Origin of the sequence: Mesorhizobium sp. B1-1-5 (genome assembly GCF_006443065.1) — a bacterium.
GTDB lineage: Bacteria > Pseudomonadota > Alphaproteobacteria > Rhizobiales > Rhizobiaceae > Mesorhizobium.
On record NZ_VFWS01000049.1, the window covers coordinates 1 to 11,857 of the forward strand.

The window sequence follows — 11,857 nt, forward strand, 5'->3', positions numbered from 1 at the left end:
GCAGAGATCGGTGGCGCCGACTTCCGCGACCAGGGCGCGGAGCTCGCGGGCTTCGCCGCCATTCGAAAGATGAAAGACGATGCCGGTATCGGCGTCGGCCGGCAGGAAATGAACGGTGACGGTCTTGCCGCTATGGACGCCAATGCCAGCCAGCGTCGCGCGCGATTTCACTGTCGTCTGATAGTCGTGCAAGAGTAACCCCATACGCCCAAAATGCCTGCGTCCGCTCCACTGGCCCTGGGTATCTTGCAGCCAGTCTGATGGTCTGGCGCTCGCACAAATGCGGCAAAATAAGCAAGAGCATGCGGCTCTGTATAATCGGCAGGCAGGGCTACTCCCCGAATCCCGGCAAACCGACTTTAGTCCGTGGCGAAGATAATGGCCCGCCCTGGAGACTCCAAATCACGGTTTCTTACCCCGTGTAACCACGGAAATGTGTCAGAAATAGCTCATAAGCCATTGTTTTCAATTTCTTTTGTAAAAGCGACAGGCAGACGATTTCTCGTCTGCCTGTTAACAACCGTTATACATCGTTAACGATCAGCGCTACGCTGTATCGACGATCGACGGTCCGCGCCGTCTCGATGATCGGCGGCCGCCGTACCGATCAGTTGGCCTGACGGCGCAGGAAGGCCGGGATTTCCAGCTGGTCGTCTTCCTGGACTGTGCGGGCCTGCGGCGTCAGCCGGCCCTGGTCGTCGAGCTGGCCGCGGCGCGGCGCATAGAGCGCAGGATCCTGGCTGGCGAGACGGCGCATCTCGGGCGCGGCCTGACGCAGCTTCGGCTCGCGCGGCTGCGCCGGCTGAAGCCGAGCCGGCTCTTCCTCGCGGCGGGTAAGGCCGTTGGTCAGCCGCTTGATCAGCCCCATCGGACCGCTGTTTTCATGGTCCGCCGGCCGGCTCTTGGCTTCGACTTCAGCCCTTACCACCGGCGGAAAGTCTTCCACGCGCGGCATACGCTGCGGCGCCGCGGCCACCGGCTGCGGCATCTCGCGCTGCGGCGCGGGCTGCTGCATGACCTGCTGCGGCACCGCCGGCTGCGGCTGCGCAGGCGGGGCTTGGAAGATCTTGCTCTGCGGCCGGAAGTCGTCGACCGGCAAGGCGCGCGGCTGCGCCATGGCGGCGGCGTTCGCCTCGGCAAGCTGGATCGCCTCCGCGACCGGATCGGCCGCGCGCGGCTCATAGGCGTGCGGCTGAACCGGAGCGGGGCGGATTTCGGCCACCGGAGCCGCCGCCGGGCGGGCGGCCGGCTTCTGCGGCGCGCGAATCGAGATCGGCGCAGCCGCGATTTCGGCCGCCGACTTGTCGATGCCGGTGGCGACGACCGACACGCGGATCACGCCTTCCAGCTCCTCGTCGAAGGTGGCGCCCAGGATGATGTTGGCGTCCTGGTCGACTTCCTCGCGGATGCGGGTCGCGGCCTCGTCCACCTCGAACAGGGTGAGATCGCGGCCGCCGGTGATCGAGATCAGCAGGCCCTTGGCGCCCTTCATCGAGGTCTCGTCGAGCAGCGGGTTGGCGATGGCGGCTTCAGCGGCGGCCATCGCGCGGCCCTCGCCCGAAGCCTCGCCCGTGCCCATCATCGCCTTGCCCATCTCGCGCATCACCGAGCGGACGTCGGCGAAGTCGAGGTTGATCAGGCCTTCCTTGACCATCAGGTCGGTGATGCAGGCGACGCCCGAATAGAGCACCTGGTCGGCCATTGCGAAGGCATCGGCGAAGGTAGTCTTGTCATTGGCCAGCCGGAACAGGTTCTGGTTGGGGATGACGATGAGCGTATCGACGCATTTCTGCAGTTCCTCGATGCCCATGTCGGCCGTCTTCATGCGGCGCTGGCCCTCGAAATGGAACGGCTTGGTGACGACGCCGACGGTGAGGATGCCCTTCTCGCGCGCCGCGCGGGCAACGACCGGAGCAGCGCCCGTGCCGGTGCCCCCGCCCATGCCGGCGGTGACGAAGCACATATGGGTGTTGGAGAGATGATCGATGATCTCGTCGATGCACTCTTCCGCCGCCGCGCGGCCGACTTCCGGCTGCGAGCCGGCGCCGAGGCCTTCGGTGACATGTGCGCCGAGCTGGATCAGCCGCTCGGCCTTGGACATCGTCAACGCCTGCGCGTCGGTGTTGGCCACCACGAACTCGACGCCGCGCAGGCCGGCTGTGATCATGTTGTTCACGGCATTGCCGCCGCCGCCGCCGACACCGAACACGGTGATGCGTGGCTTGAGCTCGGTGATGTCCGGCTTCTGCAGATTGATGGTCATTGTCTCCGTCCTTTGCCTTTCCCGCCGCCTCGCCGCTGCGGCCGCCTATGGGGCTGTCCCCGTCAATTAAAAACTGTCTCTCAACCACTGACTCATGCGATGCAGTTTTCCGCCCGTTCCGGTCATCCTGAAACCGGAAAGTCCTTTCGCTGAATGGCTCTCGAAGCTCGCCATCTGCGGATAGATCATCAGTCCGACCGGGGTCGAGAACGCCGGTCCCTTGGCCGCCTCCGGCAGGCCTGCGACGCCGAGCGGCCGGCCGATGCGCACATTGCGCCCGAGAATGCGGCGCGCCGCTTCCGGCAGGCCGGCGAGCTGGCTTGCGCCGCCGGTGAGCACGACCCGCTTGCCGACGGCGTTGCCGTAGCCGGACTTGTTCAGCCGGTCGCGCAGAAGCTCCAGCGTCTCGTCGATGCGGGCGCGGATGATGCGCGTCATCACCGAGCGCGGGATCTGCAGCGGTATATCGCCGTCCTCGCCGATCGGCTGGATCGAGACCAGGTCGCGGTCGTCGGCGCTGCCGGGCAGCGCCGAGCCATGCATCACCTTCAGCCGCTCCGCGGCATGGAGCGAGGTCGACAGGCCCTTGGCCATATCCAGCGTCACATGGTTGCCGCCGATGGCGATGGCATCGCCATGGATGAACTTGCCCTCCGAGAAGACCGAGATGGTCGTCGTCCCGCCGCCCATGTCGATGCAGGCAGCGCCCATTTCGAGCTCGTCGTCGACCAGCGAGGCAAGCCCGCTGGCATAGGGCGTCGCCACCATGCGCTCGACCGACAGGTGCGAGCGGTTGATGCAAAGCTCCAGATTTCGCATCGGCGCCGCGTCGCCCGTCAGCACATGCATGTCGACGCCAAGCGCATCGCCCACCATGCCGCGCGGGTCGCGCATGCCGCGCTCGCCGTCGAGCGAGAAACCGACGGGCAGCGAATGGATCACCTCGCGCTCGGCCCTGAGCGCCTGCTTGGCGCCGGCGGCGAGCACGCGCTTGATGTCGACTTCCTCGACCTGATGGCCGCCGAGATTGATGGTCGCCGAGAAGGCTTCGCTCTTCAGCCGGCCGGCCGTCATGTTGACGATGAGGGAATCGACGGTGAGCCCGGCCATGCGCTCGGCCGCATCGACGGCAAGCCGGATGGCATGCTCGGCGCGATCGAGATCGACCACCACGCCGGACTTCACGCCTTGCGATTTCTGATGGCCGATGCCGATCACCTGGATGCGATGCGAACGTCCGCGCAGCAGCTTGCCGTCCTCGTTCGGCTTGAGCTTCGCCACGACGCAGCAAACCTTGCTGGAGCCGACATCGAGCACCGTGAGCGTGCCCGACCGACGCGAAGAAGCGTCGCTGCTGCCGCCAAGCCAGCTCATATCTTTCTCTCCACCTTGCGCTTGGCCAGGGACTTCGGCTTGTCGCTGAGCGCTGCTTCGCGCTGTGTCGCCGCTTCCGGCGACAGCTCCACGACCAGCCGGTCGGAAAGCCGCATGTCGACGGCGGCGATGTCGCGGGCCAGCAATCCGTTGTCATGGTCGATCTTGACGAGCTCGGCGATCGCCTGGTCCTCGCCGTCTTCCGGCAGCTTGATCGTGATGCCGTTTTCAAGCCTCAAGTCCCAGCGCCGTTCGCCGACCCGGATGTAGCCTTTTACCCGCGCCGCAAGCTCGGGATAGCGCTCGATCTTGGCGAGGAAGGCCGGCGCCATGGCCGGCGCGCCGGTGCCGATGATCAGCGGCAGCAGCGCCTGCTTGCCGCCCGAGAACGGCGCGATCATCTCGCCCGACCGCTCGATGACCGAGACCGAGGTGCCCTGCTGCCAAAGCGCGAAGGGTTGGCGCTCCTCGATGCGCACTTCCAGCGTATGCGGGTATATCTTGCGCACCGCGGCTCCCTCGACCCACGGCAGCGTCGCGATGCGCTCGCGCGCGGCCTCTGCATCGAAGCCGATCAGCGAGGTCCAGCCGTCGAGGCCGAGCCGGTCGAGCACATCGATCTCGGACGTCTGACGGTTGCCGACCACCTTGATCTGGTCGACGGCGAAGCCGGTGCGCGCCGTCACGCCCTGCACGATGCTGTCGGCGTAGCCGCCGAGATAGGCGCCGTAGGCGCTGCTGGACGCGATCAGCGCAGCGGAAAGGATCGCCGCCGAAAAGCGCGGCGCCTCATACTCGCCGCCGCACAAACGCGCCAGCACGCGCATCGGCCGGCGAAGCTGACGCGGCAGCACGAAACGGTCGAATGACAGCGAAACGCCGAACAGCGCGAGACCAGCCGCACCGACGCCATTGCCCTGTCCCAACCTCAACGCAGACACGAAGCGTCCTCCACCATCCAACTCAACAAATCGCCGAACGAGTGCCCCGCTTGCGCGGCGATTTCAGGCACCAGAGACGTCGGCGTCATGCCCGGCTGAGTGTTGACCTCGAGCCAGACAACCTCGCCGTTTTCGGAGTGGCGATCGTCGTAACGGAAGTCCGATCGGGAGACGCCCCGGCAACCAATGGCAAGATGAGCCTTGAGGGCCAGTGTCTGTATTTTTTGGTAAATATTCGGTGAAATTTTAGCAGGGATTTCGTGTTTTGATCCGCCGGGAACGTATTTTGAATCGTAATCGTAGAAGGAATGCCCGGTCGGGATGATCTCGCAGACGCCGAGCGCCACATCGCCCATCACCGCGCAGGTCAATTCGCGTCCGTGGATGTAGCGTTCGACCATCACGGTCTCGCCATATTGCCATTCCGTGGAGCCGATCACCTGCGGCGGATGCGACTGTCCCTCAAGCACGATGACCACGCCAAAGCTCGACCCCTCATTGACCGGCTTGACCACATAAGGCGGCTTCATCGGATGCTTGTTCTGGACGGCGAAGCGGTTGACAACCTTCGATTCCGCGACCGGAATGCCGGACGCCTTGGCGATTTTCTTGGCCTGCTCCTTGTTCATGGCCAGCGCCGAAGCGAGCACACCCGAATGGGTGTAGGGAATTGCGAGATATTCGAGAATTCCCTGGATGGTGCCGTCCTCGCCGAACGGACCGTGCAGCGCATTGAAGGCGACGTCAGGCTTGAGCTCGGCAAGCACAGACCCGACATCGCGCGAAACATCGACCCGGGTGACCTGATAGCCTTCATTCTCGAGCGCATCCGCACACGCCTTCCCCGAGGACAGAGACACGGGCCGCTCCGAGGAGAATCCACCCAGGAGGATAGCCACATGCTTCTTCTTCATCCCGTCATCCCCTCTCACGCCGGGCCTGCAACCGATATTCCCGCACCGCATTTCCAAACATTGAGTCCGAGCCCTCCGGCAGGTTGCCCCCCCAGACGGAAAACGCGGCTTAATGCGTCGAACGACTCAAATCAGGAAACGCTTTAGGGCAGAGAATCAGAGAGTTGATTCGCTGGCAAGTACCTATGATTCCGAGAGATTCACTTTCCGCGAAAACAGCCGCAAAAAGTGAATTGTGAGTCTTTGAGGCAACGGTTCTACGGCTGTTTCAGACCGCTGGAAGTTCAAGCATCACATGAACTTAAGCCTAAGCTAAAGAAGCTGCCCGAGAAACTCCTGCACCGCATGGCCCGGCCTGAAATTGCCGAGGCGCTTGATCTCCCAGTGCAGCCTGATGCCCGAATTCTCGAGCACCCGCGCCCGCACCGTCTCGCCGAGATATTCGAGGTCGTAGCCGGTGGCCGTGCCGGTGTTGATCATGAAGTTGCAATGCATCGGCGACATCTGCGCGCCGCCGATCATGAGCCCGCGGCAGCCGGCCTTGTCGATCTCCTTCCAGGCCGAGGTGCCTTCCGGATTCTGGAAGGTCGAGCCGCCGGTCTTTTCCCTGATCGGCTGCACCGTCTCGCGATGGTTCTGCACGGCATCCATCGCCGCCTTGATCGCCGCCTTGTCTTCCGCAAACCCTTCGAAAATGGCCGAGGTGAAGATCAGTCCGGCAGGCGCGGACGAATGGCGATAGGCATAGCCCATATCGGCATTGCTCAGCGTATGGAGATTGCCCTTGCGGTCCAGCGCCCTCACCTCGACGAGCCGTTCGCGGGTCTCGACGCCGTTGGCGCCGGCATTCATCCTGAGCGCGCCGCCGACGGCGCCAGGAATGCCGTGATAGAAATGGAAGCCGCCGATGCCGGCCTCGTAGGCCACCGCTGCGAGACGCTTGTCCGGCGTCGCCGCGCCGGCTTTGATCGTGGTCGGCCCGGTGGTCTCGGCCTCGCCGAAACCCTTGGCCGAGAGCCTGACGACAAAACCCGGAACGCCGCCGTCGCGCACCAGAAGGTTCGAGCCGACGCCGACCACCGTGATCGGCACCTCTTCCGGCACAGCCCGAAGGAAAGCCGCAAGATCTTCCTCGTCGGCCGGCTGGAACAACGCCTCGGCGAGGCCGCCGGCCCGGAACCAGGTGATCTTGTCCATCTCGGCGTTCGGCGTGATACGGCCGCGCAGGCCGGCAAGCTTGTCGCTGAGCTTAAGGATCAGGTCCTGGCCGTGCATCATGAGGGCGTCCCACCAAGTTCCTTGGGCAGCGCGTAAGCCCATTGCGTGATGTTGCCGGCGCCGAGGAAGATGACGAAATCGCCGGGCTTGGCAAGCTCGCGAATGGCTGGCGCGATCGCCGCCTGACCCTCGATATAGCGCGCGTCGCGGTGGCCGCCGGAACGGATGCGCGACACCAGCGCGTCGGAGGTCGCGCCTTCGATGGGTTCCTCGCCTGCCGCATAGACCGGCGCCACCATCACCGTGTCGGCGTCGTTGAAGCAGACCGAGAACTCATCGAAGAGATCGTGCAGCCGGGTGAAGCGATGCGGCTGCGCGATGGCGATCACCCTGCCATCGGTCGCGCTGCGCGCGGCCTTCAGCACCGCCGCGATCTCGACCGGATGGTGGCCGTAGTCGTCGAACACCTCGACGCCGTCCCACGAGCCGGTACGGGTGAAGCGCCGCCTGACGCCGGCGAAGGACGACAGGCCCTTCTTGATCGCCTCGGCCGAGAGGCCAAGCTCATGCGCGACCGCGATCGCCGCCGTCGCGTTGGAGACGTTGTGGCGGCCAGGCATCGGCAGGCGCAGGTCCTTTATCGAGGTCGTGCCCCGCCCCTTGCGATCGCGGATCACGACATCGAATTCGGAGATCGCGCCCTGCATGCGGTGGTTGCTGAAGCGCACATCGGCCTGCGCGTTCTCGCCATAGGTGATGACGCGCCGGTCCTCGATCCGTCCGACCAGCGCCTGGACTTCCGGGTGGTCGGTGCACATCACGCCGAAGCCATAGAACGGCACGTTTTCGACGAACTGGCGGAACGCCTCGCGCACCTTGTCGAAGCTGCCATAGTGGTCGAGATGCTCGGGATCGATGTTGGTGACGACGGCGATATCGGCCGGCAGCTTCAGGAACGTTCCGTCGCTCTCGTCGGCTTCGACCACCATCCACTCGCCATCGCCCATGCGCGCATTGGTGCCGTAGGCGTTGATGATGCCGCCATTGATGACGGTCGGGTCGAGCCCGCCGGCCTCGAGCAAGGTCGCCACCATCGAAGTCGTCGTCGTCTTGCCATGCGTGCCGCCGATGGCGACCGCCTGGCGGAACCGCATCAGCTCGGCCAGCATCTCGGCGCGGCGGACAATGGGGAGCAACTTCTCCCGCGCGGCCTTGAGCTCCGGGTTGGATTTCTTGATCGCGGTCGAAACGACCACCACTTCGGCGTCGCCGAGATTCTCGGCCTTGTGGCCGACGAAGCATTCGATGCCCTTGTCGCGCAGCCGCTGCACATTGGCGCCGTCGGCCTGGTCGGACCCCTGCACCTTGTAGCCGAGATTGTGCAGCACTTCCGCGATGCCGCTCATGCCGATGCCGCCGATGCCGATGAAATGCACAAGGCCGATGGTCTGCGGCATCTTCATACGCGCGTCCTCCTGTAGTCCGAAACCGTTTTGCCGGACGCAATAGCCTCTGTCAGATCGGCGAGCAACCGCGCCGCGTTCGGTTTCCCGGCCGAGCGGGCGGCGGCGGCCATGGTCGCCAGCCGGTTCGGATCCTTGATCAGCCCGCCGACCAGTTCGGCGATCCGCTCCGCCGACAGCGTCGACTGCGGATGAAGCTCGGCCCCGCCGGCGGCGGCAAGCGCCGCGGCATTCGCAGCCTGGTCGTGGTCGAGCGCATGCGGATAAGGCACCAGCAGCGCCGGCCGGCCGATGACGGCGATTTCCGAAACCGTCGAGGCTCCGGAGCGCGACATCACCAGATGCGCCGCCGCCATGCGCGCCGCCATGTCGGTGAAGAAGGGCGAGACCTGGACGTCGACGCCGAGATCGGCATAGGCGGCCTTCACCCGCACCACATCCTCGGCGCGCGCCTGCTGCGTGATCGCCAGCCGCTTGCGCAGGTCTTGCGGCAGCAGCGCGATCGCCGCAGGCACGGCATCGGAAAAGAACTGCGCGCCCTGACTGCCGCCGAACACCAGGAAGCGGAACGGTTCGCCCTCATTCGATACCACGTAAGGCGTTTTCGCCGCATCGAGGACCTGCGGCCTGACCGGATTGCCGGTGGTCACCGTCTTTACGCCGTCAGCGCTTGCGCCCTCCGGCAGGAAACCGCCGGCAATCGCATCCACGCGGCCGGCAAGCGCCTTGTTGGCGCGGCCCATGACGGCGTTCTGCTCATGGATCAGCGTCGGCACTTTTCGCCTTGTCGCGGCATAGAGCGGCGGCAGCGTCGGATAGCCGCCGAAGCCGACGACAGCCTCCGGCTTGATCCTGGCGATTACACGGCCGGCCTCCCGCACGCCCTGCCAGATCTTCCAGAAGGCCGAGAGCATGGCGACCGGGTTCTTCGAACCCAGCGTGGCCGAGGGGATGGTGTGAATGTCGGCTGCCGGGAAATGGCGGGAATAGCGCTCGGCGCGATTGTCGGTGGCAAGATGCACCTTCCAGCCGCGGTCGATCAGCTCATGCGCCAGCGCCTCGGCCGGAAACAGATGTCCGCCCGTTCCGCCGGCCGCAAGCAGGATGACACCCTTCGCCATCCTGCCTCATTCCGCCGGCATTGCGCGCTGCGAAAGGACGAAGCCCATCTGCTTGCGCTTTTCCGGACGCTTGCGCGTCAAGGCGAGCACCATGCCCATCGAGACGGCGATGGCGATCTGCGAGGAGCCGCCATAGGAGATGAAGGGCAGCGTCATGCCCTTGGCCGGCATCAGCTGCAGGTTCACGCACATGTTGATGGCCGATTGCAGGCCGAAGACGGTGACGAGGCCGCCGACCGCATAGCGGGTGAAATCGTCCTGCTCCTTGAGCGCGATGCTCAGGCCGCGCAGCACGATGAAGGCGAAGATCGACATGATGAAGAAGCACATTATGAGGCCGAACTCCTCGCCGGCGACCGAGAAAACGAAGTCGGCATGGCTGTCGGGGATGACCCGCTTCACCGTGCCCTCGCCCGGGCCGACGCCGAACCAGCCGCCATTGATCAGCGCCTCGCGGCCCATATCGACCTGGAAAGTGTCGCCTTCGCCGGTCATGAATTTGTCGATGCGCGCGGCGACGTGCGGAAACACCGTATAGGCCGCGAACACGCCGCCGACGCCGGCAGCACCCAGCGCGACGATCCAGAACCAGGGCAGGCCGGCCATGAAGAACATCACGCCCCAGGTGCCCAGCACCAGCATGGTCTGGCCGAGATCGGGCTGCGCCACCAGAAGCGAGATGACCAGCGCCAGCAAAAGCATGGCGAACAGATTGCCGGGAATGTCAGGCTGGCGCCTGTGCTCCGCAAACAGCCAGGCGCAGATGACGACGAAGGCCGGTTTCAGGAACTCGGACGGCTGGATGGAAAGGCCTGCAAGCGATACCCAGCGCCGCGCCCCCTTCACCTCGACGCCGATGTAGAGCACCGCCACCATCAGCACCAGCATGATGCAGATCATCACCAGCGACATGCGCCTTATCTGCCGCGCCTCCAGGAAAGAGACCGCCAGCATCACGATAAGCGCCGGGATGGTGAAGATGATCTGGCGCGTGGCGAAGTGGAAGCTGTCGAGGCCGATGCGCTCGGCCACCGCCGGACTTGCGGCGAAGGACAGCACGATGCCCAGTCCCATCAGCGACAGGAATGCCGCCAGGAACCAGCGATCGATCGTCCACCACCAGGTGGCGACAGGACTTTTGTCGAGACGGCTTTGCATCAACGTGGCCCTCCGATGGATTTCACCCCATCAATAGCAGTCGCAGCTTGCCTGAAGGCTTCGCCGCGAACTTCGAAATTCTTGAACTGGTCGAAACTGGCGCAAGCCGGCGAAAGCAGCACCACGGCCTCGCCGCCGGTGTCCTTTGCTGCGTCGTTGGCGGCATGCTCGACCGCCGCCGCCAGCGTTCCGGATATTTCGTAGGGTACCGCCTCGCCGAGCGTCGCCGAGAAGGCTGGCGCCGCCTCGCCGATCAGATAGGCCTTGGCGATGCGCGGGAAGAAGCCGCGCAGCGGCTCGATGCCGCCTTCCTTGGGCAGGCCGCCGGCGATCCAATAGACGCGGTTGAAACTCGACAGCGCGGGTGCGGCCGCATCGGCATTGGTCGCCTTGGAATCGTTGACGAACAGCACATGGTCCTTGCGGCCGACCTGCTCCATGCGATGCGCCAGCCCCGGGAAGCTCTCGAGGCCGGCCTGGATCTCGCCGAGATCGAGCCCGATCCTCAGGCACGCGGCGACGGCGGCCAGCGCGTTCTGCGCGTTGTGCTGGCCGCGCAGCGACCCGATGCCTTCGAGGAAGGCGACGCGGCTGTAGCGGCCGTGCACGGCTTCCATCAGATTGGTACCGTCGGCGAAATAGCCGTCCGTCAAAGGCAGGCGCTTGGAAATGCGGATGACCTGCCGGCCGGCGCGCTCCAGCCGGTCGGCGATCTGGGCGCACCAGGAATCGTCGACGCCGACGATCGCGGTGTCGCTGCCCGCGACCAGCCTTTCCTTGATCGAGGCGTAATGCGCCATCGTGCCGTGCCGGTCGAGATGGTCGGGCGTCAGGTTGAGCAGGATGCCGGCGGTCGGATTGATGGAGGGCGCGAGATCGATCTGGTAGGACGAGCACTCGACCACATAGTGCCGCGTCGGCTCGGGCGGATCGAGCGTCATGACGGCACGGCCGATATTGCCGCCCATCTGCGTGTCGCGGCCTGCCGACTTCACGATATGCGCCGTCAGCGCAGTCGTCGTCGACTTGCCGTTGGTGCCGGTAATCGCAATGAACGGTGCTGCCGGCGCGCGGCTGTTGCGCTCGCGGCAGAACAGCTCGATATCGCCGATCACCTCGACGCCGGCGCCGCGCGCCAGCTCCACCGTCCAATGCGGCTTGGGATGCGTCAGCGGCACCCCCGGCGACAGCACGAAGGCGGCGAAACGCGGCCAATCGGCGGCGCGCAGATCCCCGGTCGTAATCCCCGCGGCCGCTGCCTTGGCGACGCTGTCCGGATTGTCGTCCCAGGCCAGCACCTCGGCGCCGCCGGCGATCAGCGCATGCGCCGTGGCGATCCCCGAGCCGCCAAGCCCGAAGAGCGAAATGCGTTTGCCTGAAAAGGAAGCGGCGGGGATCAAGCAGC

Annotated in this window: 10 protein-coding genes; all 10 read right to left on the reverse strand. The window is 65.2% G+C overall.

All coding sequences use genetic code 11. The annotated features are described in order from the left end of the window. Nucleotides 1-204 (reverse strand): UDP-3-O-acyl-N-acetylglucosamine deacetylase (locus FJ980_RS16365; protein WP_181164892.1); only part of this gene is annotated, 204 nt, incomplete at its 3' end. 403 nt (nt 205-607) lie between these two features. Further along, the gene (ftsZ, locus tag FJ980_RS16370) at nt 608-2,263 is read right to left on the reverse strand and encodes a cell division protein FtsZ (protein ID WP_140544441.1); all 1,656 of its coding nucleotides are present in this window, start codon (nt 2,261-2,263) and stop codon (nt 608-610) included. 66 nt (nt 2,264-2,329) lie between these two features. Further along, nucleotides 2,330-3,637, reverse strand: a complete 1,308-nt coding sequence (ftsA, locus tag FJ980_RS16375) for a cell division protein FtsA (RefSeq protein ID WP_140544443.1) — start codon at nt 3,635-3,637, stop codon at nt 2,330-2,332. After that, nucleotides 3,634-4,578 carry a cell division protein FtsQ/DivIB gene (locus FJ980_RS16380; RefSeq protein ID WP_140544445.1) on the reverse strand — a complete coding sequence of 315 codons (945 nt, stop codon included), beginning with the start codon at nt 4,576-4,578 and terminating at the stop codon, nt 3,634-3,636. The genes ftsA and FJ980_RS16380 overlap by 4 nt, the downstream gene beginning before the upstream one ends. Then, nucleotides 4,566-5,492, reverse strand: a complete 927-nt coding sequence (locus tag FJ980_RS16385) for a D-alanine--D-alanine ligase (protein ID WP_140544447.1) — start codon at nt 5,490-5,492, stop codon at nt 4,566-4,568. Before FJ980_RS16385 ends, FJ980_RS16380 begins: the two co-directional genes overlap by 13 nt. A gap of 312 nt (nt 5,493-5,804) precedes the next feature. Continuing rightward, on the reverse strand, nt 5,805-6,770 hold the full coding sequence (murB, locus tag FJ980_RS16390) for a UDP-N-acetylmuramate dehydrogenase (RefSeq protein ID WP_140544448.1): 966 nt from the start codon (nt 6,768-6,770) through the stop codon (nt 5,805-5,807). Continuing rightward, nucleotides 6,767-8,173: a UDP-N-acetylmuramate--L-alanine ligase gene (gene murC, locus FJ980_RS16395; RefSeq protein WP_140544450.1), complete on the reverse strand. Its 1,407-nt coding sequence runs from the start codon at nt 8,171-8,173 to the stop codon at nt 6,767-6,769. Before murC ends, murB begins: the two co-directional genes overlap by 4 nt. Then, a complete protein-coding gene (gene murG, locus FJ980_RS16400) occupies nt 8,170-9,294 on the reverse strand; it encodes an undecaprenyldiphospho-muramoylpentapeptide beta-N-acetylglucosaminyltransferase (protein WP_140544452.1) in 1,125 nt (374 codons plus the stop codon). Before murG ends, murC begins: the two co-directional genes overlap by 4 nt. Before the next feature lie 6 nt (nt 9,295-9,300). Continuing rightward, the gene (gene ftsW / locus FJ980_RS16405; RefSeq protein WP_095768993.1) at nt 9,301-10,452 is read right to left on the reverse strand and encodes a putative lipid II flippase FtsW; all 1,152 of its coding nucleotides are present in this window, start codon (nt 10,450-10,452) and stop codon (nt 9,301-9,303) included. Then, the gene (murD, locus tag FJ980_RS16410) at nt 10,452-11,852 is read right to left on the reverse strand and encodes a UDP-N-acetylmuramoyl-L-alanine--D-glutamate ligase (RefSeq protein WP_140544454.1); all 1,401 of its coding nucleotides are present in this window, start codon (nt 11,850-11,852) and stop codon (nt 10,452-10,454) included. The genes ftsW and murD overlap by 1 nt, the downstream gene beginning before the upstream one ends. Nucleotides 11,853-11,857 lie beyond the last annotated feature (5 nt).